This is a genomic window from Streptomyces sp. 378 (assembly GCF_030124145.1).
Lineage (GTDB): Bacteria > Actinomycetota > Actinomycetes > Streptomycetales > Streptomycetaceae > Streptomyces.
The window spans coordinates 418,390-443,064 of the sequence record NZ_JASKMS010000001.1 but is presented as its reverse complement, the minus strand read 5'-3'; the positions used below and the strand labels follow the sequence as shown (position 1 = coordinate 443,064).

The window sequence follows — 24,675 nt, the reverse complement described above, 5'->3', positions numbered from 1 at the left end:
CGTCAGCCGTCAGAGGAAGCGTCGTCGCCGTCAGCTGTCGGAGGACGTGCCGTCGCCGTCCGCGGAGTCGCCGTCCCGCCGCTCCGCGAGCAGCCGCAGCACCGAGCGCAGCTCGTCCAGCGCGTCCTCGATGACCTCGCGCTCACCGAACACGAGCTGGTGGAGAACGAGCCCCTCCAGGGTGGCGAACACCATCCGGGAGAGCCCCTGGTCCACCGGCCCGGGCAGCATCTGGGACAGCTCGCGCCGGGTGGCGTCGAAGTACTCGTCGTACAGCGCACGCAGGTGCGGCAGCAGCTCCGGCCTGCGCCGGGACTCCAGGAGCAGCTCGTACTGGAACGCCTGGGCGTCCGGGCCGGACTCCACCATCTCGGTCAGCCCGGTCGAGAAGTCGGCGGCCTCGCCCGTGCCGGGTTCCAGCGCGCTGCTGCGCAGGGAGGAGCGGATGGCGTGGGTGAGGGCTTCCTCGATCAGGGCGTCGCGGGAGCCGAAATGGTGCACGACGAGCCCGTGGGTGACGCCCGCCTCCTCCGCGACCGCCCGGTAGGTGAGCTTGCGCAGCCCGCCACGCGCCACCACCCGCACGGCGGCGTTCAGCAGGGCCTCGCGGCCGGTCCCGTAGTTCACGCGCTTGCGCGGGCGGCGCTGGGCAGCGGGCTCAGCGGGCTCGGTCATGCACGCGACCCTACCCGCGCCGCCCGTCTCAGCGGCGCGGGGGCCGGATGCCACGGAACTCCCAGTCGCCGCCGAGCGCGGTGGACAGGACCTCCTCCGACTCGGTGGGCTGCGCGCCCACATCGGTGCGGATGGCGGTCGGGCCGGTGACGATGTGGTTGGTGAGGCGGCCGAGACCTTCGACCTCGACCTCGACCACGTCGCCGGGCTGGACCGGGCGCGAGTTGGCGGGGGTGCCGGACAGGAGCACGTCACCGGGGTGGAGGGTGATGGTGCGGGCGATGTCGGCGACGAGGTAGTGCATGTCCCACGTCATCTCGTCGGTCGAACCGTCCTGCACGACCTCGCCGTTGACGTACGTACGCAGCCGCTTGCCGTGGAAGTCCCAGCCGGTGACCAGGCCGGGGCCGAGCGGGCAGAGGGTGTCGGCGCCCTTCACGCGGAGCATGGAACCGGCGTCGGTGTCGCGGAAGTCGTGCAGGCCGTAGTCGTTGGCGACGGTGTAGCCGGCGATGTACTCGCCCGCCTCGGCCGGCGAGATGTTGCGTGCCGTCCGGCCGATGACGATGGCGACCTCGCCCTCGTAGTTGAGCCACTTGCAGCCGTCGGGGCGGACGACCGCGCCCCGATGGGAGTTCAGCGCCGAGGTCGGCTTGTGGAAGTAGGTCGGGGTGCCGGGGAGTTCGATACCGAACTCCTCGACGCGGCTGCGGTGGTTGAGATGGACGGCGATGACCTTGGAGGGGACGACCGGCGGCAGGTGCCGAGCCTCGTCGGTCTTGACGCGGCGGCCGTCACCGGCGACGAGTTCGTCTCCTTCGACGGTGACCTGGAGGGCGGCTCCGTCGAGGAGGACGCGGCGGTACTCAGGCATGGGTGGGCTCCTGTGCGGGGATGAGGGGGGCGGTCCAGCCCTTGGCCGGGCGGTCGAACCAGAGGTGGACCTGGCCGGTGCCGATGGAGTTCTCGTAGGCGCCGTACTGGCGTGCCGGGGCGGTGCAGGCTCGCTCACCGAGGGCGCCCGCCATCATCAGGTAGTGGGAGAACCTCGCCTCGGGCTTGTACTTCGAGAACTCCGGCATGGTGTCGAGGACCCGGTCGTGGCGGCCCTCCTTGAACCACGCGATGCGCTCGTAGTCGGATTCGCGGGCTTCGGGGGTGAAGATGTGGGACGGGTCGCTGGCCTCGTGGTCGCGCAGTTCGCGCAGCGGCCAGAAGGTGTGCGAGAGGGCGCCGGAGGCGATGAGGAGGACGCGTCGGCCGGGGGTGGCCGCGATGCCGTCCGCGAGGGCGCGGCCCAGGCGCAGATGGTCCTCCATGTCGCCGGTCTGGCACACGCCGATGGTCACCCACCGCTTGTCGGGCAGGCCCTCGCCGAGGAACTTCCAGAGGTTGATGGTGGCGTAGTAGATCGGCAGGTAGTCGTCGTCGATCGCGGTGATCCAGGTGCCGCGTTCGTCGGCGAACTTCTCGATGTTGTGGGCGAGTTCGGGGTCGCCGGGGAAGTCGTACGGCATCCGGCACATGCCGCGCGGCAGCTCCTCGGAGGTGAACAGGCCCGCCCGCCGCTGCTGGGCCGTGACGACGAACTCGACGGTGGTGGCCCAGTGCGAGTCCAGGACGACCACGGTGTCGTAGTCGTCGGACTCGAAGACGTCCCTGCGGAGCTGCCGGAGACCGGTGACGAGAGTGATCTCCCTGCCCTCGTTCAGTTCCAGCCGGTCGGCCTCCGGGAGCACGATGGTGGGGACGTGGGCGAGCAGGCCCGCCCCGACGATGTCACCCATGGTCCAGCCATCCCTTCGGAGCGGTCACGGTGTTCTTGAGGTCGCAGTAGAAGTCGAAGCTCCAGGTGCCGCCCTCGCGGCCGACGCCGGACTGGCGGGAGCCGCCGAAGGGTGCCTGGAGGTCGCGGACGAAGAAGCAGTTGACCCAGACCGTGCCCGCGACGAGCCGGGCGCTGACGCGTTCGGCGCGGGCGTGGTCGCCGGTGGCGAGGGTGGCGGCGAGTCCGAAGCGGGTGTCGTTGGCCAGCCGGACGGCTTCCTCCTCGTCGGCGAAGGTCTGGAGGGTCAGGACCGGCCCGAAGACCTCCTCCTGGACGATCTCGGCCTCCTGGGCGACGTCGGTGAGCAGGGTCGGCTCGTAGTAGAGCCCGTCCTTGCGGTGCCCGCCGACGACCGCGCGCGCGCCGGCCGCGAGCGCCCGCTGCACGAAGCCGTCGATCCTCTCCAGCTGGCGGGGGTGGATGTTGGGGCCGAGGTCGGTGGCCTCGTCGCGCGGGTCCCCCTGCCTGAGCGCCCGGGCCTTGTCGACGAAACGGCGGGTGAACTCCTCGGCGACCGTCTCCTCGACGAGGATGCGGGTCGCGGCCAGACAGACCTGCCCGGCGTTGTCGTACTGCTCCACCGCGAGGTCCACGGCGAGGTCCAGGTCCGCGTCGGCGAACACCAACAGCGGTGACTTGCCTCCGAGTTCGAGGCTGAGCGGGGTGAGGTTGGCGGCGGCCGACGCCGCGATCCGCCGGGCCGTGGGAACCGAGCCGGTGAAACTGATCCGGCGTACGTCCGGATGCGAGGTGAGGGCGTCGCCGATCTCGGCACCGTATCCCTGGACGACGTTGAGCACACCCGTCGGGAGCCCCGCCTCGGCCGCGATGTCGGCCAGCAGTGAGGCGGTCAGCGGGGACCATTCGGCGGGCTTGAGGACCACCGTGTTCCCGGCGGCCAGCGCGGGTGCCACCTTCCAGGTGGCCAGCATCAGCGGGGCGTTCCACGGGGTGATCAGGACGCACGGACCCGCCGGGTCCCAGCTGACGTGATTCGTGTGCCCGCGCGTGTCGAAGTCCTCGTGCTCCAGTGTCGGCAACCAGTCGGCGAAGAAGCGGAAGTTGTGCGCCACGCGCGGCATCACGCCCCGGCGGTGCGAGCGGAGCAGGGCGCCGTTGTCGTGCGTCTCGACGATCGCGAGCTCTTCGAGGCGCTGCTCGACGCCGTCGGCGATGGCGTGCAGGATGCGAGCGCGCTCGGCGCGCGGGGTGGCCGCCCACGCGGGAAAGGCGTCGCGGGCGGCGGCCACGGCGGCCTCTGCCTCCGGCGCGCCACCGCGGGCGATCTCTCCGAGGACGCGTCCGTCGATCGGTGAGACGTCGGCGAACGTCTCGGCGGAGGCGACACGTTCGCCGCCGATCCAGTGCCGGGTGTCGACGGTGACTCCGGCGACGGTGATCTTGTCAGTCATGAGAAGGGCTCCATAGGGACAAGGGGAGGGCGCACCCACTCAGGGGCGCGGGGCTGTATGGACATGCGGCTCCGCCGCGATGGGGGTCCCCCCGCTCGAGCGAATTCGAGAGTGGGGAGCGACCAGCCACGACAAAGCCGCCGTCGGCCAAAAACCTCACTCGGCAGACGCTCCGGACGTACCGGCCTCCAGCAACCGCCCGCCGTCCCACACCACGCCGACCTGGCGGTAGTACGCGGCGATCGGTTCCCGGATCTCCAGCCGGGACAGCTCCTCGGTAGGCGCCTCGAACAGCTCCAGCTCGGCATCACCGACCCACGCCTGCCCGCCCTCGAAGGACGCCGCACCGGACTCGATCAGCTCGTCCAGGGCCAGTCCCCTGCCGTTCTCGATCGACGGCAGCCAGCGGTGGTGGGCCATCGGGTGCCCGTTCACGAAGCCGTTGGTCTCGGACGGCTCCCGCAGGGTGACCACGGCCTGGGCCAGTCGGCGGTCCGCGGCGGCGAGAGTCGCGCCGAAACGCGCCCCCGCCGCTATCCAGGGAGCGGGCCCGTACGGATGCGGGCGGGTCTGGTGGATCGAGCCGAGCTTCTTCGGGTAGCCCTGGTGCAGCCCGCGGGCGATCGCGAAGTCCTTGTCGACCCAGATGTGGACACAGCGTGAGTACGTGCGGCCCCGGTACTGGCAGCGGACGACGGCGAACGCCTCCTTGTACTGGGAGAGCACCGGGTCGAGCAGTTCCTCACCCGAGGCCGAGCAGGACTGCCAGTCGGCCCAGATCAGCGCGACCGCGCCGGGGTCCTCGTCGGCCGGTTCCAGGGGTTCGGGCAGCAGTTCACGCACCCGCGCCGGATCGGTCCGGTACTCGATCGTCAGCAGATCGCCGGAGTAGCGCCACGGCGGCGAGGGGATCAGCGACGAGGCGCCACTCGCCGTCTTGGGGTGGAAGAAACCACGGACACTGGTCATGACGTTCCTTGGGTTCGGGCCGTGAGAGCGGGCTGGTGCAGCAACTGAGCGCGGTAGCGGGCGGCGGCCACGGCGGCGGTCTGGCCGCCGAGCGCGACGACACCGACAAGCCGGTCGTCGCGGTGGTATCCGACGAGGACGTCACCCTCCGGATCACCCTCCGGGTCGCCGTCCAGGACCCGCACGTCATCGACACCGAGCACGGGCGCGCCGAAGGACTGCAGCCGGAAGTCGTGCTGGTCGCTCCAGAAGGTGGGCAGCGGCGCGAAGGGGGCGAGGCCGCCGTCCGTGCCGTGCAGGTGGGCGGCCAGGCTCCGGGCCGCGTGCCTGGCGGTGTCGGTGGGGATGGACCAGTGCTCGACGCGTCGGGGTACGCCGTCGTAGCGGGCGTTGGGGAAGCGGGCGACATCGCCGACCGCGACGACGTGCGGCAGTCCGCCGACGCGCAGCTGCTCGTCCGTCAGCACACCGTCGGACAGATCGAGGCCGTTGCCCTTGAGCCACTCGGTGTTGGCGACCGATCCCACGCACTCCACGACCACGTCGGCCGGAAGGACCGTCCCGTCGCCGAGGACGACGCCGGTGACTCTCCCCCCGCCACCGTCGGTGCCCTCGAACGAGGCGACCGGCGCACCGAGCGCGAACCGCACCCCGCGCTTCTCGTGCCGCTTGAGCAGCGCGCGAGCCGGCAGCTCACCGAGGGGTCCCAGCATGGGCAGGGGCAGCGGGTCGACGACGGTCACCTCGGTGACGCCGAGCCCGACCGCGCTGGCCGCGACTTCGCACCCGATGAAGCCCGCCCCGACCACGACCAGCCGCACACCCGGCCGGGTCAGCTCGTCCCGCAGGGCCCGGGCGTCGGCGAGGGTACGGACCGTGTGGCGGCCGGCGGTCGGGCCCGGGCAGCGCAGCCGCCTCGGCCGCATGCCGGTGGCGACGACCAGACCGTCGTACGAGAGCGTCTCGCCGTCGTCCAGTTCGATGATCCGCTCGGACAGGCGGGCGGCGACGACCTTCGTGCCGAGCCGCCACTCCACGTCGGCCGTCGACGCCTTCGGGGTGAAGGCCAGCGACTCGAACGGTGCCTTCCCCGCCAGTACCTCCTTGGACAGGGGCGGGCGGTTGTACGGCATGTGCGGCTCGTCCCCGACGACCGTGACGGCACCCGCCCAGCCGGCGGCACGCAGTTGCTCGGCGGCGCGCAGTCCGCCCATCGAGGCGCCTGCGACGACGACACGTCCGGCGCCCATGTCAGTCCTCGATCCGGATGGCCTGCAGTGGGCAGACATCAGCGGCTTCCTCGACCTCGTCGCGCAGCGCGTCGTCCGGGTCGGGGACGTACGCCAGGTGTCCGTCGTCGTCCATCCGGAAGACGTCGGGGGCGGCGAAGACGCACTGGCCGTGGTCCTGGCACTTGGTCATGTCGACGACGACCTTCATGGCCGGTCCTCCTGAAGGTGAAGGGGCCCGACCGCTGTCGGACCGGGCCCCGGCCAAAGGGGAGCGGAGTACCGAACCCCTTACTCGTTTGGCTTCAAACAAGATAGGAAGCCGCCACCCCCTGGTCAATACCTATCCAGGTGGATAAATTCTTGGCCCCGCCCTCTTGCGGCAAGGGTCACCCGTCCATACCGTTTGGCTTCAAATGAAGCGCCTGGGCGCCCGGTCACCGCCGGCCCGGACCGCCTTTCCGCCGCCACCCGCCTTCGACCCCGGATCCCGGGTCTCGCGCCCCGGATCCCCGGCCCGCCCAAGGCGCCCCACGTCCGCCCGAGGAGACAACGGTGAGCGATCAAGACATCTCAGACGTCCGCCGGCAGGTCCGCCGGCACATGGACCGGCTCGCCGCCGACGGCATCGACGTCGTCCGGGTGGTCTATCCCGACCTCATCGGCACCGAGCGGGCGCGCGACGTACTGCTCGACGAGCTGCCCCGGGCCAGTGACCACGGGCTCGCCTTCTGCCGAGCCGTCTACCACACCAGCCCTCAGGGTGATGTGGTCCCGGTCGGCGGCGGCCTGGACGCGGGGCTGCCCGACATCTGTGTACGACCCGATCTCGACACCCTGGTGACGCTGCCGTGGGAGCCCGGCGTCGCCGCCTGTCTGGGGGACGTCGTCGACCCGGCGACCGGTGCGCCCGCGCCCGAGTCGCCGCGCGACCTGCTGCGCGCGGTTCTCGCCCGGTGCTCCGACCACGGACTGCGCCCCGTCGTCGGTCCCGAGCTGGAGTACTACCTCTGCGACCCCGAGCCCGGCCCTACCGGCGGCTGGCGCCGCTACGCGCAGGACTCGGGCGTCGTCTACACAGCCGGCCTGCGGGCCGACCCCGACAACCACCTGCTGCGTGTGCTGCGCCAGGTGCGGGACCTGAACCTCGGCGTGATCAGCGGCAACCACGAGTTCGACGGCGGGCAGTTCGAGATCAACCTCACGCACTCGGAGGCGATGTCGGCCGCCGACCGCGCCTTCCGCTTCAAAGCGGCGATCAAGGAACTGGCCCGTAAGGAGGGCAGGCTCGCCACCTTCATGGCCAAGCCCTTCAACGACGCGGGCGGCTCCGGCTTCCACCTCCACCTGTCCTGCGAGGGCGCAGAGGGCACCGAGGGGCGCAACACCTTCGACGACCCCACGGGCGCGTACGGCCTGTCCGCCACCGCCCGCCACGCGGTGGCCGGCGTCCTGGCCCACGCGCCGGCCCTGGCCGCCCTGCTCAACCCCACCGTCAACTCGTACAAGCGCTTCGGACCCGACACCCTCGCGCCCTGGCTGATCGACTGGGGCCTGGACAACCGCAGCGCCATGGTCCGTATCCCACCCGAGCGTGGCTCCGGCACCCGCCTCGAACTGCGCCTGGGTGACGCCGGCGCCAACCCCTATCTGGCCGTCGCCGCGACCGTCGCCGCCGCGCTGCTGGGCATCCTGGCCGGTGACGAGCCCCCCGCCCCCCTGGAGGGATACGGCTACGACGCCACGAAGTCCGCCCGCCTTCCCACCACCCTGAGCGCCGCCCTCGACGCGCTGGAGGCGGACACCGCCCTGGCCGAGGTGCTCGGCAAGGACTTCACCACGTCCTTCCTCTCCTACAAGCGGAACGAGGTCGAGCGCTTCCAACGGCACGTCACCGACTGGGAGTTCACCGAGTACGCCTACCACCTGTGACGTGCTGACGCAGAGGAGCCACCGATGACCGAGACCTTTCCCACTGCCACCACCACCGGCGCCGTGAACGAACCGCTCCCCCTGGCGGACGTCGACCTCACCGACCTGGACAACTTCACCGACGGCATCACCCCCTGGCGGATGTTCCACACCCTGCGCCACGAGGACCCCGTCCACTGGCAGCCGGAGCAGGCGCCCAACTCCGGTTTCTGGGCGGTGACCCGGCACGCGGACATCGCCCGGGTCGATCGCGACGCCGAGACCTTCACCTCCACCAGGTTCGTCAATCTCGAAGAGGTCGACGACGACCAGATCAAGAAACGAGCCTCCATCCTGGAGCTGGACGGGGTACGCCACCGCGCGCTGCGCAGCCTCATCCAGCGACAGTTCGGGGCGGGCGTCATCAACAGCTACACCGACTTCCTGCGCGGACTGACGGCGACGACCCTGGACGCCGCGCTCGCCAAGGGCAGCTTCGACTTCGTGGCCGACGTCTCCGCGGACTTCCCCATCAACGTGCTCGCCCGCCTCCTCGACGTGCCGCCGGAGGACAACCAGCAGCTCATCGACTGGGGCAACCGCATCATCGGCAACACCGACCCCGACTACGCGGATGTGCTGCTGCACAGCGAGGAGAGTGAGCAGTACCGCGACCTGCCGTTTCGTTCCCCCGCCTCGCTGGAGGTGTTCGAGTACGGGCGGGAGTTGGCGAGGCAGCGGCGCGGCAAGGACGGCACGGACCTGGTCTCCAGACTCGTCAACACCACCCCGCGTGACGGCGTCCCGCTGTCCGCGCAGGACTTCGACAACTACTTCCTGCTCCTGGTCGTGGCCGGCAACGAGACCACGCGGCACACCATCACCCACTCCATGCTGGCCCTGCTCCAGCACCCCGAGCAGCTCGCCAGGCTCCAGGAGGACCCCTCCCTGATCCCCACCGCGGTCGAGGAGTTCCTGCGCTGGGCCTCGCCGGTCTACCACTTCCGCCGTACCGCGACCCGCGAGGTCGAACTCGGTGGCAAGCGGATCAAGGAAGGCGACAAGGTCGTCATGTGGTTCGCCTCCGGCAACCGTGACGAGGAGGTCTTCGGCAACCCCTACGCCTTCGACGTCGCCCGGCAGGACAACGACCACGTCACCTTCGGCAAGGGCAGCCCGCATCTGTGCCTGGGCAACCTGCTCGCCCGCACCGAGATCCGCATCATGTTCGAGGAACTGATCCCCCGCCTCGCGGACATCCGCCTCACCGGCGACGTCCCCCGAGTCCGCTCCAACTTCGTGAACGGGATCAAGAAACTCCCCGTGGAGGTCACACTCGCCTGAGCGTGTGCTTCGACCTCTGTCTCTGCTCCGGCGCTCACCTGCAACTGAGTGATCACGGTGAGCTGATCCGAGGCCGCTGCCGACTTGCGGCGGCCGTGGGAGAAGCCCGCCGAGCCCGGTCGGCTCACCCCGGCCCGAGTGCGCCGAGGGTTTCGGAACCTCCGCCCGCACCTGCACTGTCCGGCCCGTGCACCGAAACCCACAAGTTCCTGGCCTTGGAGGGCCGCTTGGCACCCAGACATGTGTCAGGACCGGTGAACGCCGCTCGTCACTAGGCTCGCGCTCGATTTCGGCTGCAGAGACGTTGCGCCAAGACCCGCAACGAAACCGACCTGCGCCCTTGCTGCAGAGGTGACGATGATGACATCCAAGGTGCTCCGCCAGGCCGCCGCGACAGCCACCGCTGCCGCGGCCCTCCTCATGCTCGGAACCGTCGAGGCCCAAGCCGCCACGACGGCCAGTTCCAACGGCTGCCCGGACGGCGCCTTCTGCATCTATCCGCAGAACGCGGGCTTCAACAACAACGTCCCGTCGCACGTGTACTGGTCCCAGGGTGTGCACCGGCTCTACGACCAGTACGGCACCCACATGATCTACAACAACCAGACCGGTGGGTGGAAGGTCGACATCTGCGCCAACTCCAACGGTACCGACTGCTGGACGATCAACCAGGGTTACGCCAACGAGGTCGACCTGACACCGGTCAACTCAGTGGTGCTCCACCCGTAACGCTTTGCCTGGTGCGGCACAACCCCGCGGTGGAGGGCAGGCGTCGGGCCTCCCCGCTCCATCACCCCCGGAGGGCGCCGAGAGGGCCCTCCGGGGTCCCAAGTGGACGGTCAGCAGCTGTCCGTCCAGTTGTGGGACGCGATGTTGTTGTTCACGGACTCGCCGTAGCCGTCCCACCACGACCAGCCGTGGCTGAAGACCTCGCGTCCGAGTGACAGGTCCAACCACATGTCGCCGTTGCCGAGGCAGGCGTATGCGCCGCTCTGGTCCTCGCCGTAGTACAGGTTGACGTCGTCGTAGCCGCCGGCGTATCCCCGGTTCTCCACCGAAGAAGCGAGGTTGCGCATCGCCGGGCACCCGGGGCCCGGATAGTCCCAGTTGCGGATGGCCCCGCTCCAGGCACAATGGCCGCCACCTCGGTAGGGGTCCATCCAGGCGTGGAGCTTGCCGTCTGCTGCGGCCGCGCTGACCGTGCGGGATTCCGCCGGCGTCGGTTCGGAGGCCTGGGCCGTGGGAGCGGTGAATGCGACGGCCATCAGGGCGGCCGCGCCGGCGAGTGAAGCGAGCTTGCGCATGTCTTGTTCCCTCTCGTTGTCTGCTGTGGGGTTGATCAGCCGCGGCGGACGATGTCGCGGGCACGGCTGAGCGCCTTGTATTCGAGCAAGGCGCGGTTCTTCACCTCGGTGGAATGGTGGGAGTCGATCTCCTGGCGATGCATACGACTCAGCTTTCGAAGCGTTGCGGCCAGGCCCGTTGATTGCGCGCATGCGGCCTCGGCCTGAGCCGTGGAGAGCTCACCGGCCCTGGAACGACGCGCGAAGTGTTCGCGTGTCTCTTGAGGCTTGTCATAGGAGAGGCCCCGTTCATGCATGCAGTCGGCCCACTCCCGGGTCATGGGAACGAGCTTGGGATCGTGCACGACGGCCGCCGTGGCCGATCGGGCCAGGGCGTCGGTGACCTTCTTTGCTCGGTACCAGGCGCGCAGGTCGGTGTAGAGCACGCGTTGGGCGTCGGAGACGCATCCTCTGTCGCTGTGCCGGATCTTGCCCATCCCGGGGACGTCGGCTTCCAGCCCTTCCGGGGCCGGCCCGTTGAGTGCCGTGATCGCGGCCGCTTTTCGGTCAGTGGAGAGGCTGTCGAAATAACGACGGTTGGGGTCGTTGCGGGCCGACGTCTCCCGACGTTCTCGGATGCCGCGGCCGTAGCCGTTTGCGGCGGCCCATTGCTTGTCGTCGATGACGTACGGGAACAAGCGCTCCAGGGGTTCGGGGAGTTCCGGAGTGACCCAGAAGGAGAAACCCTCCTTTCGCATGCAGTCACGCGTGAGAATTTTCTCCGCCTGGGCCAGAACTTCTCGTTCCGCCGCTGTGAGGTGCCGTGGCGACTGCTGCCGTTGGGCTGCGTGCGAACCGTTGGGTGTGCAGGCGGTAGTCCATACGGCCGCCATGGACAGGAGAGTGGCAAGGAATGGGACGATCATCGCCCGGCCGGTGCGCCGTCGGCGCCGGTTGAGGCGGGAGGTCGCGCCGCTGTTGTCAGCGGCTTGCCGCGATGTGCGGTCATGCGCTTTGTGCAGGCGAAGTTGCGCGGCCATATGTGGTGGTCCCCTCTGTCACCACCCCCGGTTGGTCGGGGGAATTCGCTTGAAGGCGGGAACCAGCCGCGCGCCGGCAACGGTCTTTCGACTGATGACAGAGTGCTTTCCCCCGAGTGCGACCGCCACGTTGATCAAGTGCCGGTGCATCGACTGTCACATAGTCGACGCAGGTATGCCACTGAAGCCGGGGGGCCTTATTCCTGCTGATCGATAAGGATTTGGTTATTGCCGCAAGTCGAACCGGCGAAGGGTTCACGGGAATGGGCACCTCCCTGTCAAGGGAACCGAGCATCCATCAGCTTCGGCTCTACCTAGCACTGAGCGAGGAGCTGCACTTCGGACATGCCGCCGCGCGCCTGTTCATCACTCAGCCCGCGCTCAGTCAGCAGATCAGAGAGCTGGAGAGGCGCTTGGGGATACGCGTGATCGAGCGCACGAGTCGGACGATCGCCCTGACCGAGGAAGGGCGAGCCCTGCTTCCCGCAGCCCGTGCCGCGGTCGCAGCTGTCGATCGGGTCAAGCGCATCGCCGATGCGCAGCAGCGACAGATCTCCGGGCGGGTCATCGTGGGAACCATCGGCGCTGAGGCGTCAATGGCGCACCCCCGAGCAGTGCTCGCTTTACTCAGAGATCGCCACCCGCACATGACCCTGCATCTGGTGAACCTCAGTTTCGGCGATCACATGGCGGCGCTGGCACAACAGGACGTCGACGTGGTCTTCCTTCGTCCTCCGGTGACGGAGGACATAGAACTGCACCACCTGGCCACCGAACCGCGAGTGGCCTGCCTATCAGCCGACCACCCCCTGGCAGCCTCGCCCCGACTCACTCTGGCCCAGTGCGCCGACATCCCGGTGGTCGACATGCCTGAGCAGGTCCCACGGCTGTGGTGGGACTTCTGGGCGGTTGACCCCCGGCCCGACGGCAGTCGCGTCCGATACGGTCCAGTGGTCACCGACATGGAATCGTTGATGCACACGGTGGCCACCGGAGAAGCAATGTGCTTTCTTCCGGCAGCCGCCCGCGATTACTTCCCACGCCCGGGCATCACATACGTCGAGGTGGTCGACCTCCCGCCCTCGACATCCGCTCTCGCCTGGCTCCGCCAAAGGCGTTCCGAGCTCACCATCAGAGCCGTCCGGAATGCTGCACGACAAGTCACCATCAGAGCTGAGGCAGGCCAGACCGACGACCAGCCGTCTCCCTAGCGGGCTGATTCCAGTCGGCGAGGCTGGTCGATGCGAAGGACTTGTGGGCTACCCCTGGCTTACAGTCTCATCCGCCGGCGACGTCTCAGCTTGTTCTTCAACCTCTGTCTCTGCTCTGGCGCTCACCTTTAACCGAGTGATCACGGTGAGCTGATCCGACACACTGGCTCGATGCAGCGTGATGAAGAACAGCCGTTGTCCGGTGGGAACGTCAGCAATGGTGTTGTCCGCGTCGGAGATACCGTCCGCCGCCCGACCGGGCCGTGGACTCCCGCAGTGCACGCCCTGCTCACTCACCTGAACGAGGTGGGATTCCGCGCAGCGCCTCGTCCTCTGGGCGTCGACGACCAGGGTCGCGAGGTCCTGACCTTTGTGCCGGGACATGTGGTCTGGCCCGGCCGGTTCTCTCTGCTGGAACCCTCTCGGCAACTGGCTCGCGTGGCACGACTGATCCGGGACTTCCACGATGCGGTGCAGGACTTCACGCCACCACCCGACGCGCACTGGCAGGTCCTGATCCCCGCCGAGGGGAGTGACACCATCGCCCATCACGATCTGGCCCCATGGAATCTGGTGGTCGCAGACGAGTCCCAGTGGGCCTTCATCGACTGGGACACCGCCGGCCCCGGTTCCCGCCTCTGGGACGTCGCATATGCCATGCACGGCTTTGTCCCGTTGTCCGCGCATCCCGACTGGCAACGCGCCGACGCGGCAGACCGACTGCGCGTCTTCGCCGACGCCTACGGCCTCGACGAAGCCGAACGCCGTCGGCTGGTCCCTCTACTGGGGCGCCGTACGCGTTGCATGCACGATTTCCTGCGCGACCAGGCCGCCCAGGGTGTCCAGCCCTGGTCAACTCTGTGGGCCGCAGGCCACGGTGACGCCTGGCGCAGTGACGCCGAATACATCGAACAGCGCGAAGACCAGTGGGTGCGAGCCCTGCTCGCCGCCTGAGCCGTCCTGATCTCCGACTTCGAACAAACCTCGAACGCGGGCCGCTCGGACGGGTTCGCCGGGTAGCCCTTGAAGTTCAGAGCCCGGGCGGCGAGGGTGCCGTTACCGATTTCGTCGGCCAGGTCCAAAGCGTCGTTGAGTAGCCGTACCGCCTCATCATCCCTGCGTACCTGGGCGAGCATCCAACCGGCGAATCGCACCCACTCCGACGCGACTTCCGCGAGGCTGTCACGGTGCGGACCCCGGGCACCCTTGAGCATCCGCGCAACTTCCCGCACCTGCTCCGTGGTCGCAGGCGTTACCGACTCCGGCTTTACGGTGTCATCCAAACGGCGGTAGGCGGCAAGCGCACCGGCCAATGCGTCGACCGTTCCGGCGTCCGGTCGGGAGGGGTGGCCGGCTCCGGCGGCTCACCGTTCCACGAAGAACGCGAGGTGGTCCGGGCCCGGACGCAGCAGGCCGTCGCGGACGGCGAGGGCCGTGGCCTCGGCGCGGGAGGCGGCGCCGGTCTTGCGGAGGACGTGCTCGATGTGGCTGTGCACGGTCCGTGGGGAGAGGAACAGCGCCTGCGCGATGGCCTGGTTCGTCTGTCCGGTCGCCGCCCGGGTGAGCACCTCCAGCTCCCGAGGGCTCAGTCCGTACGGCAGTTCGGTGGGCGTCTCGTGCGTCAGCACCGCGTCCGGCGTGATCCCCGGGCCCGGCCGGTGCCGGTGGAGGGTGACGCGGTACCAGGCTCCCTCGACCGGCCACAGCAGCCGCAGCCGGTGGCCACCCGTGCCGGCGAAGGCGCGGAGCAGGCCCTGGAACTCCGCGTCGCCCAGTACCCGGGCGCGGTCACGACCGGGCAGGTCGATCACTGAGCCGGCGGTCACGAGGCTCGCCGCGCCCCGCTCCGGCAGGCCGTGCAGCTCACCGGCGTGCGCCACGGGGTCGGCGAAGGACGCGAGGGCCGGGATGACGGAGGCGAGCAGGTGGCGGGCCTCGGTGTCGTAGGTGCCGGCGCTCTCCGTGTTCAGATGGATCAGGCCGACGCGGCGGTCGTGGTGTCGCAGCGCTCCCGTGACGCCGTCGCGGAAGCCCGCCGGGCGGACTCGCTCGGCGTAGAACCAGCCGTTGCGGAAGCGGGGCCCGGGCTCCTCCGGGTCCTCGGTGTCCGCGGAGATGGACGGCGGCAGCGCCCGCCGTACGACGTTGCGGTACCACGGCGTCGTGACGAACTCGGCGGCCAGGGCCTGGGAGGTCTCGGTGGTGTAGCCGATGCCCGCCACCTGGACGTGGGTGCCGGTCAGTGGGTCCAGCGCGAGCAGCGTCGCCGCGTCCAAGGGCAGGGCGCGGGCGAGTTCCTGAAGCGCCTGGGCGCAGGCGGAGGCGGTGTCGCGTTCGCGGGTGAGCATGCCGATGCGGGTGGCGGCCGCGATCTGGTGGTGGCTGAGCATGCGAGCCTCCGGGAGCGGCTCGGGGACCACGACTGGGTCGTTTGGGGCCCAACGATAAGGGCGGGGCCCGTACCGGGCAAGGTGTTCACCACTTTGTGACGGCGGCGTTCGTGGCCTTCGCCGAGTCGGTATTTGTACGGATGGTGGAACGGGGTGCCGCGGTCTTTCCTGTTCGGCACAGCCGGACGCCCGCCGTGAGTGGGCCCGTCCCCACGGAGAGCCCCGCCATGACCACACGCCGGTCCGCCACCGTCCCCTCCGCCTCGCGCAGACAGTTCCTCGCCTACTCCGGTGCCGCCGCCGCGGCCACCGCGCTCACCGCCGCCGGCTGCTCGGCGCCGCAGAGCGCGTCGACCTCCGCCAAGCCCTCGGGCCCGGCCTCGACAGGCGCCCGCCTGACGAAGATCGGCCTTCTCGGGCGTCAACGTCCGCCGTACCCCCTTCCTGCTGTTCGTGGTCACCGGTGTCGCGGCAGCCCTGGCCGGGGCCATCAAGGCTTCGGTGCTGGACAGCGTGGTCGCCGGGACCTCGGGCGCCGGATTCGAACTGGCCGTGCTCACCGCCGTACTCGTGGGCGGCGTCGCGCTCACCGGCGGTTCCGGCTCGATCCTCGGTGTCCTGCTCGGCGTGCTGTTCCTGGGCTGCCTGCAGAACGGCCTGACACTGCTGGACGTGCCCACGTTCTGGCAGCAGATGGCCCAGGGCACCGCACTGGTGGCGGGCGCGGCACTGGCGTACTTCGCGCCCCGCACGGCGCGCTGACCGCCCCCGATCCTTCCGTTTCCCTCCGATGAAAGAGGTCCCCGTGAGCGGCACCGCTCCCACCCTCGTCCTGACCGGCGGCCAGGTCCTCACCGTCGACCGCGACTTCACCGTCACCGAAGGCGTCGCCGTGCGCGGCCGGGACATCGTCGCCACGGGCGGCGACGCCGAGATGCGCGCCCTGGCCGGACCCGGCACCCGGGTCGTCGAACTCGGCGGCCGGACCGTCCTGCCCGGTCTCAACGACTCCCATCTGCACGGGGCGGCCTACGGCATGACGAAGCCACCCTTCGCCATCGACGTCGGCCACCCCGCCGTGGGCTCGATCGCCGACATCGCCGCCGCGGTGCGACGGGCGGTACAGGCCGCCCGCCCCGGTGAGTGGATCGTCGGCCTGGGCTGGGACCCCGGCTATCTCCAGGAGTGCCTGGCCGACCCGCACCGATTCCCGCACCGCCGCGACCTGGACGCGGTCGCTCCGCACCACCCGGTGTGCCTGACGGACTTCTCGTCGCACATGGTGTGGGCCAACAGCGAGGCCCTGCGTCGGTGCGGCATCGACTCGGCCGCCACGCCGCCACCCGGCGGTGTCATCGACCGCGACTGGGACGGAGAGCCGACCGGCATCCTGCGCGAGGCGGCCCAGCGGCTCGTACAGGCCGCCCTGCCCACCCCGACGATCGCCCAGCGCCGCCGGGCCATCCAGTCGGTGGTCCGCGAACTCCACTCCCGCGGCATCACCAGCTACACCGAACCCGGCCTCGGCCCCGGTGGCACCACAACCCTCTTCGGCGGCCTGAGCACCGACAACTGGACCGCCTACGCCGAACTCGCGGCGGCCGGCGAACTCCACGCCCGGGTCAGCGTCCTGCTGCTCCCCGCACCCATGGGCGGCTCCGCCGACGACGTACGCAGGGGCCTGGCCGAACTCCGCCGCCCCACGTCGGCGGACCCCCGGCTGCTGAACGTCATCGGCGTCAAGATCTTCGCGGACGGGGTGCCGCCGAACCGCACGGCCTGGATGCGCGAGCCGTACCCGGAGGGCGGCCACGGCTCCCTGTGTGTGCACGGCGACACACCCGCGCTCCAGGTGGAGGAGCTGCGCGAGATGATCGGGCTCGCGCACGAGGCCGGTTTCCAGCTCGGCGTGCACGTCACCGGCGACCGGGCCATCGACACGGTGGTGGACGCCTTCGTCGCCGCGAACGCAGCGGCACCCCGCCCCGACGCCCGCCACTACGTCATTCACGGCGACTTCATCACCCCCGGCAGCCTGACCGCGCTGGCCGAACAGGGCTACGGCGTCAACATGAACCCCGCCATCAAGTGGACCGTCTCCGACCTGATGGACGAGGTCGTCGGCCCGGAGCGCTCGGCCTACCAGTGGCCGGTACGGTCCGCGGTCGAGGCGGGCGTCCGTGTGTGCGCGAGCTCGGACGCGCCGATCACCGAGCCCGACTGGCGGCAGGGCGTCGCCGCGATGATGCTGCGCGAGTCCAAGGCCAGCGGCCGGACGAGCGGCCCCGAGCAGCGCGTGACGCTCGCCGAGGCCCTGCGCGCCTACACCGCCACCCCGGCCTGGCAGGACTTCGCCGACGACTGGAAGGGCACGATCGAGCCGGGCAAGGTCGCGGACCTGTGCGTCCTGAACCGCTCCCTCCTCGATCTGGACCCGCACGACATCACCGACGTCCAGGTGGACCTCACCGTCTTCGACGGCCGCGTGGTCCACGAGCACTGATCCCACGGCCGAGGAGCGCGAGCACCTGGCGAACCTGGCAGGGCGGGGAGGACATCACGGGCACGCCGCTCGCGTACGGACCCTTCGAGGGGCGCGTCGGCACCGCGAAAGACGGCGGCCCCGCATTCGCCCGCGGTGACAGGCAGCCGGTCCCCGCCGTGTTCGGTGTTCGGGATGTGCGTTCCCAGGCCGCTCAGTCCGCCGACTGCCTATCCTTGCGGTCATGACCGCCCAGCTTCCGGAGCCCTCTCCGCGCCCCGCCTTGTCAGGAGAGCTCCGCGCCTCTCACGACGACCGGGAAGCAGTGGTGGAGCAGCTGCGCGATGCGGCAGCCGAGGGGCGAATCGATCTCGATGAGCTGGATTCGCGACTGGAGCAAGCGCTGACATCCAAGACCTACGCCGAGTTGGCCGTCCTGACCGCCGACCTGCCGAGGCCGAAGTCCGCTGAGGGTCTGCCGCCGCTGGTGCTCAAGGGCGGCATGTACGGCGCGTCTCGGGGTCCCGGACGCTGGGAGGTCCCCCCGCGGGTGATCGCTCGGGCAGGCACGGGGGGTGTGAAGATCGACTTCACCCGGGTGGAGTGCCACCTCACGGAGGTCGCGATGGAGGCGTACGGGGAGACATCCGGTGTCACGATTGTCATCCCCGACAGCTGGGCCGCAGACACCAGCGGCATGGAGCCCGGCGTCGGCGGCCTGAAGGACAAGACCACTCCCGACCGGCTCCCGGGAACTCCGCTGATCCGGCTCACCGGGTCCGGCGGCATGGCGGGAGTGGTCATCCGCCACCCCAACCGCTGGGAACGACGCAAGCTGCACAGCAATCCGGCGCAGGTCTAGAGCGCGTGCCGAGGCGTTGATCCCGTCGGGGCGACCACCACGGGATCAACGGCGGGGTTCCGACGGGATCCGGTGGCGCTTCTCGACCCACGCACCGGGCTGTCTCAGGTCGGGAGGGGCACGCTCGGCGCGGGCTCGCCGGGAACGGCCGAAAACGCACGGCGGACGCCGGCCCGCGGGACGCGGTAGGGCCTTGCTTCGGCGGAGCGGCCGCGCGCCCGTCGGAGCGAACGACACCGGGACAGGACGTCCCCGGACCACAAGGGCTGAGCCGACCCGGGCGGGACGATGACCTCCTCGCCGTGCCCGACTGCGGCGGTCCGGGCCGCTGCCATGGATCTTCGGCACACACCGCCGCAGACTCGAGCCGAAGCGCCTTCGGGCGGCGCTTTGCGACTCCTTTACAGTTGGTGTAGAGGCAGGCAATCCTGTTTCCACCCCCTGTCTGCACGTGTGTTTCGAGAAGGAGCGACGTTCCCCCGATGGGTGAGCCTCCCAGTACCAGCCGTGCCATTCCCCGCCGGACTCATGCGATCGAGGGAGCGGGGGTGGCACGGTGACCGAGGTCCTGCTGCTCCTGCTGGCCCTCCTCCTCACACTGGCCTGCGCGGTGTTCGTCGCGGCCGAGTTCTCCTTGACGACCGTCGAGCGCGCCGACCTGGAGCGTGCCGCCGAGGCAGGCGAGCGCGGCGCGGACGGTGCGTTGAAGGCCGTACGGCGTCTCACGCTGCAGCTCTCCGGCGCCCAGCTGGGCATCACCGTCACTTCGCTGGTGATCGGCATGCTCGCCGAGCCGTCCCTCGCGGTGCTGCTGCGCGGCCCGCTGCGGGCGATCGGCCTGGGCGGTGCCGCCTCGTCCGTGGCGACCGTGCTGGGTGTGGTCGTCTCCACCGTCGTGCTGATGGTGGTCGGTGAGCTGGTGCCGAAGAACTGGGCGATCTCGCGTCCGCTGGCGGTCGCGAAGGTGGTCGCCGGTCCGCAGCGCGCGTTCACGGCCGCGTTCGGTCCGTTCATCGCGCACCTGAACGGCACCGCGAACCGTTTCGTGCGCCGCTTCGGTCTTGAGCCGGCCGAGGAACTGGCCTCCGCCCGCACCGCCGAGGAGCTGGGCGCGCTGGCCCGGCACTCGGCTGCCGAGGGAGCCCTGGAGGCGGACTCGGCGGAGCTGTTCGTACGGACCCTGCACCTGAGTGAGCTGACGGCGGAGAACGTGATGACGCCGAGGGTCGACGTCAAGGCCCTGGAGGTGCACGCGACGGCCGCCGATGCGGCGAATCTCTCCCACGCGACCGGGCTGTCCCGCTTCCCGGTCTACCGCGACAGCCTGGACGAGGTGGTGGGCACCGTCCACATCCGGGACGTGCTCGCCCTGGAGCCGGAGAAGCGACCCGGCACGCCGGTCACGGCGCTGACCACGGAGGCCCTGCTGGTCCCCGACAGCCTCACCGCCGACCGGCTGTTGCAACGGCTGCGCGAGCACCGCACCATGGCCGTGATCGTCGACGAGTACGGCGGCACGGCGGGCGTGGCGACCGTGGAGGACATCGTCGAGGAAGTCGTCGGTGAGGTGCGCGACGAGCACGATCCCTTCGAGGCACCCGACCTGGTCCCCGCCCCGGCGACGCGGGACGGGCGCGCGGTGTGGGAGGCGGACGGCAGTGTCCGCATCGACCGGCTCACGGACATCGGACTCACCGCGCCGGAAGGACCGTACGAGACGGTCGCCGGGCTCGTCGCCACCCGTCTGGCCCGCATCCCCGACAAGGGGGATGTCGTGCACCTCGACGGCTGGCGGCTCGAGGCGCTGGAGGTCGAGCACCACCGCGCGGCCCGGGTACGCATCACGTCGGCCGCCACGTTGCCCGCCCAGCTTGTGGAGGAGGTCCGATGACCGCGCTGCAACTGGCCATCGGCGCCCTGACGCTGCTGACCAACGCGTTCTTCGTCGGCGCCGAGTTCGCCCTGGTCTCGGTGCGCCGCAGCCAGATCGAACCGCGCGCCCAGGCGGGCAACAAGCGGGCCCGGATGACGCTGTGGGCACTGGAACACCTCTCCGCGATGATGGCCACCGCCCAGCTCGGCATCACCGTCTCCTCGCTGGTGCTGGGCGCGGTCGCCGAGCCCGCCATCGCGCACCTGATGGAGCCCGGCTTCGAGGCGGTGCACCTCCCGCACGGCCTGGTGCACCCGGTCGCGTTCGTCATCGCGCTCACACTCGCCACGTATCTGCACATGCTGATCGGCGAAATGGTGCCGAAGAACCTCGCGCTGGCCGCCCCCGTGCCCAGCGCGCTGCTGCTGGGCCCGCCCCTGGTGGCGCTCACCCGGGCGCTGCGGCCGTTCGTGTTCGGCATCAACGCCCTCGCCAACGCCCTGCTCAAGTTGCTGCGCGTCGAGCCGAAGGACGAGGTCGAGTCGGTCTTCACCGACGACCAGCTCGCCCGCATGGTCCTCGACTCCAGCGAGGCCGGACTCCTCAGCCCGGCCGACGGCGAGCGACTGCGGGACGCACTGGAACTGGGTACCCGGCCGGCGGGCGAGATCGCGGTCCCAGCGCAGCGGATGCGCACCGTCGACCACACGATCACCCCCGCCCGGCTGGAACGGCTGGCCGCCGAGGCGGGCTTCTCCCGCTTCCCGGTCACCAGCCCGGACGGCACAGTCCTGGGCTACCTGCACATCAAGGACACCCTCGGCCTGACCGACCGCGACCGGCCCTTCCCGCGCACCGCGCTGCACAAGGTCACCCGGGTCCGCATCGACACGCCGCTCGACGACACCCTCACCGCGCTGCGCGCCGAGGGCAGTCATCTGGCCGCCGTCGTCGGGGAGAGCGGCAAGGTCATCGGCTTCGTGACCATGGAGGACGTGCTGTCCGAGCTGGTCGGACCGGCGGCTCGGGCCACCGTGTGACCGCCGGGCCGTCTCGTGCGCGCCCCCGCACGGGGCGGCCCGGTCGTGTGTGCCGAACCGGCGTGGTGGGGCGGTCGCACCAAGATGTCGATCAGGGGCCGTCCGCCACCGCGAGCAGCTCACCCACTTCGTCGAGGAGTCCGAGCGACTCGGCCTGATACGCGTCACCGGCCGAGTGCCCCGTCACGACATGACCGATGAACGGCAGGGCGTGAAGGCCGTATGACAACTGGCCACCCATTCCGGCGGGTGTCGGCGTAGAAGGACCTGCGGGTGCCCCTTTTTCTGGGGCAATGACAGCTTCGCGCCAACTCCAGTTCGCTTTTCAGGCTCTCTTGACCTGCAAAGGCTCAGTTAACCCCGCAAGCGACTTTGCCGAGTTAACGTGTTTCTTGACGGATCTTTGACCGGCCATTGGTGCACGCGACGGGTATTGGGCTGCCTTGAGGGGGGCGCATGTTCCGAGGTGTGAGGTCCCGGGCTGTGGTTTCGCTCGCGCAGCCGTCCCGCTCGTCCTCCCGTTCTTCGAATCCACGGCGCCCTTCGCATCCGCGTACACAGTCCGTCATATCAAGGCCAAAGCCGTTGCCCATGAAGGCAAGCACCTCGATCGCCTACGAGCCGACCACGCCCCGCCTCGCGCACCACGGCACGTCGAGGTGGACGTCCGCCTGCTCACCGGCCGCTTCGCAGGTGTTCCGCTGCTGAGCAGAGACAACCCCACACCCCTGCCCGGTAAGTCCGACGCGCACCCCACGGCGCGCCAGGAGGTCCTCACCATGCAACCCCTCATCGACAACGCCCGCTTATTCGGACAGTGCCCTGAGAAGTCCGCTCGCATCGAGGGCCAGACCCTCCAGATGCCGTTCATCACCTGTTCCGGCTCCCGCGTCGTACCCCCTCTGATCACGGGCGCCCGGCCCGCCGAGCTCTTCGAACCGCGGACCGCGGGCAACGCCATCCCGCCGTTTGTTTCGGTCATCCCCACCAGCCGGCATTGCGAGGTCCCGAGCGGAAACGTGCGGGGACACCGCATGGAGCCCGGCACCCTCGAGTCGGTACAAGGCAGTTGATGACCATGCTGTCCAAGTTTCCCCACCTGCGGCAGGACTTCCTCGCGTCCGTCGTCGTCTTCCTGGTCGCGGTGCCGCTGTGCGTCGGCGTGGCGGTCGCCTCCGGTGTCCCGGCCGAACTCGGCCTCATCACCGGCATCGTCGGCGGCCTCGTCACCGGGTTCCTGCCCGGCAGCAGTCTGCAGGTCTCCGGACCCGCCGCCGGTCTGACCGTGATCGTCTTCGAGGCCGTCACCGAGTTCGGCGTGGGCACGCTCGGCGTGATCGTGCTGTTCGCCGGTCTGCTCCAGCTCGCCATGGGCTTCTTGAAGATCGGCCGCTGGTTCCGGGCGATCTCGGTCTCCGTCGTCGAGGGCATGCTCTGCGGTATCGGCCTGGTGATCATCGCCGGTCAGATCTACGCGGCGGCGGGCCTGGAGGCCCCCGAGTCCGGCATCGGCAAGATCGCGGGCCTGCCCGGGGCGTTCGCCGACGCGCTCGGCGACACCGGGGCCCTGACCTCCCTCGCGATCGGCGCGGGCACCATCGCCGTCATCGTGCTGTGGAAGAGGATGCCCAGGGCGGTGCGGACCGTGCCCGGCGCCCTCGCGGCAGTCCTGCTGGCCACGGTCGCCACCCTCGCCCTCGACCTCCCGGTCGCCACGGTCCGGGTCGAAGGTCTGCTCGGCGTCGTCCAGCCGCCCGGGACCGAGGCCCTCGGCGAGCTGGCCGCCCCGGCCATCTGGGGCACCATCATCGCGTTCGCGCTGATCGCCTCCGCGGAGAGCCTGTTCAGCGCGGCGGCCGTGGACCGGCTCCACGACGGTCCGCGCACCGAGTACAACAAGGAGATGATCGCCCAGGGCGCGGGCAACACCGTGTGCGGTCTGCTCGGCGCGCTGCCGATGACCGCGGTGATCGTGCGCAGCTCCGCCAACGTCGCCGCCGGTGCGAAGACCAAGGCGTCCCGCGTGCTGCACGGCGTGTGGCTGCTGCTGTTCGCCGCCGCGATCCCCTGGGCCCTGGCCCTGATCCCGATCCCTGCCCTGGCCGGCATCCTCATGCACGCCGGCTGCAAGCTGATCCCGTTCCGGCAGATCGCGGCGCTGTGGCGGGACCACAAGGGCGAGGCACTGATCCTCGTGATCACGGCCGTGTCGATCGTCGCGGTGAACATGTTCGAAGGCGTGCTCATCGGTCTGGCCCTGGCGATCGTCAAGACGGCCTGGGAGGCGTCGCACGTCAAGCTGGAGGTCATAGACAAGGGCGCCGGACCGATCCAGGTCTACGTGTCGGGCAACGCCACGTTCCTGCAACTGCCCAAGATGCTCGACAGCCTGGAGAACCTGCCGCAGGACCGCCCGGTCGAGCTGGACCTGTCGGGCCTGCACCACCTCGACCACGCCTGCCGTACGGCCCTGGAGTCCTGGGCGGAGCGGCACAGCGCGGTCGGCACGGAACCGGTGAAGTTCACCAGCCGGTGAAGGCCACGTCTGCCGAGAATGCCACGGCGGACACGAGACACCGCTGAGCAGCCGGGCGGCGCACACCACCCGCGTACCGCCCGGCGGCCGGGGGGGCAGCCGGGCGGCGCACACCACCCGCGTACCGCCCGGCGGCCGGGGTGCCCTCGCCTACTGGACCCCGGCCCGTAGCAAGGCCGTCCGCGAGTCGGTCGGCCCCGGCCCTACCGGGCCGAAGGCCAAACCGTGGCGGGGCACCCCGATGAAGGCCGTGGGACGGCTGTTTGTCGTCAACTCCACTGGCTCCGACACCTGATGCACGGCCACCGCCGTGAAGAGCGCCAACCGCTCCGTCGTGATGACCGCGGGACACTGCGTCCGCCGCGGCTCCTCGCCCGCCAACACCATCAGCACGATGGTCTTCGTCCCCGGCTGCGGCAAGGGCGGCCGGCCCTACGGCGCCGGCGGAGTCGGCACCCGCCCCGGCCGTGGAGGCGCTGCCGCATCTCACTGACCGGAGTTGCGCACTACTACGGGCTGTGGCGGGTACGGCATCGACGCGGCGATGACGTCGCCGCAGCGACGGCACCGCTGAGGCGCGGGCGGGCCAC

The 24,675-nt window shown here is 70.1% G+C and carries 23 protein-coding genes and 2 pseudogenes; 14 read left to right on the top strand and 11 right to left on the bottom strand.

Annotated features, from left to right (window positions below; translation table 11 throughout):
• Positions 1-30: 30 nt before the first annotated feature.
• The 7 genes from QNO09_RS02055 to QNO09_RS02025 form a co-directional block, all read right to left on the bottom strand.
• Positions 31-675, bottom strand: coding sequence for a TetR/AcrR family transcriptional regulator (locus QNO09_RS02055; protein ID WP_283968252.1), 645 nt, complete (start codon positions 673-675; stop codon positions 31-33).
• Positions 676-703: 28 nt separating this feature from the next.
• Entirely contained in the window at positions 704-1,549 is an 846-nt protein-coding gene (locus tag QNO09_RS02050; RefSeq protein WP_283968251.1) for a fumarylacetoacetate hydrolase family protein, read from the bottom strand.
• Positions 1,542-2,462 (bottom strand): 3,4-dihydroxyphenylacetate 2,3-dioxygenase, encoded by a 921-nt coding sequence (locus tag QNO09_RS02045; protein WP_283968250.1) that lies wholly within the window; start codon positions 2,460-2,462, stop codon positions 1,542-1,544. Before QNO09_RS02045 ends, QNO09_RS02050 begins: the two co-directional genes overlap by 8 nt.
• The gene (locus QNO09_RS02040) at positions 2,455-3,915 is read right to left on the bottom strand and encodes an aldehyde dehydrogenase (protein WP_283968249.1); all 1,461 of its coding nucleotides are present in this window, start codon (positions 3,913-3,915) and stop codon (positions 2,455-2,457) included. The genes QNO09_RS02045 and QNO09_RS02040 overlap by 8 nt, the downstream gene beginning before the upstream one ends.
• 156 nt (positions 3,916-4,071) lie before the next feature.
• Positions 4,072-4,884: an acetoacetate decarboxylase family protein gene (locus tag QNO09_RS02035; protein ID WP_283968248.1), complete on the bottom strand. Its 813-nt coding sequence runs from the start codon at positions 4,882-4,884 to the stop codon at positions 4,072-4,074.
• The gene (locus QNO09_RS02030; RefSeq protein ID WP_283968247.1) at positions 4,881-6,134 is read right to left on the bottom strand and encodes an NAD(P)/FAD-dependent oxidoreductase; all 1,254 of its coding nucleotides are present in this window, start codon (positions 6,132-6,134) and stop codon (positions 4,881-4,883) included. The genes QNO09_RS02035 and QNO09_RS02030 overlap by 4 nt, the downstream gene beginning before the upstream one ends.
• 1 nt (position 6,135) lies before the next feature.
• Positions 6,136-6,324 carry a ferredoxin gene (locus tag QNO09_RS02025; RefSeq protein WP_283968246.1) on the bottom strand — a complete coding sequence of 63 codons (189 nt, stop codon included), beginning with the start codon at positions 6,322-6,324 and terminating at the stop codon, positions 6,136-6,138.
• 392 nt (positions 6,325-6,716) lie between these two features.
• On the opposite strand from QNO09_RS02025, the gene QNO09_RS02020 reads away from it, so the two are divergent.
• The 4 genes and pseudogenes from QNO09_RS02020 to QNO09_RS02005 all read left to right on the top strand — a co-directional run bounded on the left by QNO09_RS02020 (position 6,717) and on the right by QNO09_RS02005 (position 10,097).
• Positions 6,717-8,045, top strand: coding sequence for a glutamine synthetase family protein (locus QNO09_RS02020; RefSeq protein WP_283968404.1), 1,329 nt, complete (start codon positions 6,717-6,719; stop codon positions 8,043-8,045).
• A 24-nt stretch (positions 8,046-8,069) separates the two neighbouring features.
• Complete coding sequence (locus QNO09_RS02015) at positions 8,070-9,368, top strand: cytochrome P450 (RefSeq protein ID WP_283968245.1); 1,299 nt, start codon at positions 8,070-8,072, stop codon at positions 9,366-9,368.
• Positions 9,369-9,443: 75 nt separating this feature from the next.
• Positions 9,444-9,590: pseudogene (locus QNO09_RS02010) on the top strand (NF041680 family putative transposase); the annotation flags it as partial.
• 138 nt (positions 9,591-9,728) lie between these two features.
• The gene (locus QNO09_RS02005; RefSeq protein ID WP_283968244.1) at positions 9,729-10,097 is read left to right on the top strand and encodes a hypothetical protein; all 369 of its coding nucleotides are present in this window, start codon (positions 9,729-9,731) and stop codon (positions 10,095-10,097) included.
• A 110-nt stretch (positions 10,098-10,207) separates the two neighbouring features.
• On the opposite strand, the gene QNO09_RS02000 is transcribed toward QNO09_RS02005, so the two are convergent.
• Both QNO09_RS02000 and QNO09_RS01995 read right to left on the bottom strand, forming a co-directional pair.
• Positions 10,208-10,672: a hypothetical protein gene (locus QNO09_RS02000; RefSeq protein WP_283968243.1), complete on the bottom strand. Its 465-nt coding sequence runs from the start codon at positions 10,670-10,672 to the stop codon at positions 10,208-10,210.
• A 35-nt stretch (positions 10,673-10,707) separates the two neighbouring features.
• A complete protein-coding gene (locus QNO09_RS01995; RefSeq protein ID WP_283968242.1) occupies positions 10,708-11,691 on the bottom strand; it encodes a hypothetical protein in 984 nt (327 codons plus the stop codon).
• 263 nt (positions 11,692-11,954) lie between these two features.
• Between QNO09_RS01995 and QNO09_RS01990 the strand changes: the two genes are divergently transcribed.
• Both QNO09_RS01990 and QNO09_RS01985 read left to right on the top strand, forming a co-directional pair.
• Complete coding sequence (locus QNO09_RS01990; protein ID WP_283968241.1) at positions 11,955-12,902, top strand: LysR family transcriptional regulator; 948 nt, start codon at positions 11,955-11,957, stop codon at positions 12,900-12,902.
• Positions 12,903-13,073: 171 nt separating this feature from the next.
• Positions 13,074-13,856, top strand: a complete 783-nt coding sequence (locus QNO09_RS01985; RefSeq protein WP_283968240.1) for a phosphotransferase enzyme family protein — start codon at positions 13,074-13,076, stop codon at positions 13,854-13,856.
• A gap of 410 nt (positions 13,857-14,266) precedes the next feature.
• Here the strand turns inward: QNO09_RS01985 and QNO09_RS01980 are convergent, their stop codons facing one another.
• Positions 14,267-15,292 (bottom strand): helix-turn-helix transcriptional regulator, encoded by a 1,026-nt coding sequence (locus tag QNO09_RS01980; RefSeq protein WP_283968239.1) that lies wholly within the window; start codon positions 15,290-15,292, stop codon positions 14,267-14,269.
• A gap of 453 nt (positions 15,293-15,745) precedes the next feature.
• Here QNO09_RS01980 and QNO09_RS01975 point away from each other — a divergent pair, with 453 nt between their 5' ends.
• The 5 genes from QNO09_RS01975 to QNO09_RS01955 all read left to right on the top strand — a co-directional run bounded on the left by QNO09_RS01975 (position 15,746) and on the right by QNO09_RS01955 (position 21,549).
• A complete protein-coding gene (locus QNO09_RS01975) occupies positions 15,746-16,054 on the top strand; it encodes an ABC transporter permease subunit (RefSeq protein ID WP_502962228.1) in 309 nt (102 codons plus the stop codon).
• 43 nt (positions 16,055-16,097) lie between these two features.
• Positions 16,098-17,795 (top strand): amidohydrolase, encoded by a 1,698-nt coding sequence (locus QNO09_RS01970; RefSeq protein ID WP_283968238.1) that lies wholly within the window; start codon positions 16,098-16,100, stop codon positions 17,793-17,795.
• Positions 17,796-18,018: 223 nt separating this feature from the next.
• Entirely contained in the window at positions 18,019-18,636 is a 618-nt protein-coding gene (locus QNO09_RS01965; protein WP_283968237.1) for a DUF1707 SHOCT-like domain-containing protein, read from the top strand.
• Between the two features lie 556 nt (positions 18,637-19,192).
• Complete coding sequence (locus tag QNO09_RS01960; protein ID WP_283968236.1) at positions 19,193-20,527, top strand: hemolysin family protein; 1,335 nt, start codon at positions 19,193-19,195, stop codon at positions 20,525-20,527.
• Complete coding sequence (locus QNO09_RS01955; protein WP_283968235.1) at positions 20,524-21,549, top strand: hemolysin family protein; 1,026 nt, start codon at positions 20,524-20,526, stop codon at positions 21,547-21,549. The genes QNO09_RS01960 and QNO09_RS01955 overlap by 4 nt, the downstream gene beginning before the upstream one ends.
• Positions 21,550-21,640: 91 nt before the next feature.
• Here the strand turns inward: QNO09_RS01955 and QNO09_RS01950 are convergent, their stop codons facing one another.
• The gene (locus QNO09_RS01950) at positions 21,641-21,778 is read right to left on the bottom strand and encodes a hypothetical protein (RefSeq protein WP_283968234.1); all 138 of its coding nucleotides are present in this window, start codon (positions 21,776-21,778) and stop codon (positions 21,641-21,643) included.
• 550 nt (positions 21,779-22,328) lie between these two features.
• On the opposite strand from QNO09_RS01950, the pseudogene QNO09_RS01945 reads away from it, so the two are divergent.
• The 3 genes and pseudogenes from QNO09_RS01945 to QNO09_RS01935 all read left to right on the top strand — a co-directional run.
• Positions 22,329-22,541 (top strand): annotated as a pseudogene (locus QNO09_RS01945) (carbonic anhydrase); the annotation flags it as partial.
• A gap of 86 nt (positions 22,542-22,627) precedes the next feature.
• Positions 22,628-24,085, top strand: a complete 1,458-nt coding sequence (locus tag QNO09_RS01940; RefSeq protein WP_283968403.1) for a SulP family inorganic anion transporter — start codon at positions 22,628-22,630, stop codon at positions 24,083-24,085.
• A gap of 310 nt (positions 24,086-24,395) precedes the next feature.
• A complete protein-coding gene (locus QNO09_RS01935; protein ID WP_283968233.1) occupies positions 24,396-24,578 on the top strand; it encodes a hypothetical protein in 183 nt (60 codons plus the stop codon).
• Positions 24,579-24,675: the final 97 nt, after the last annotated feature.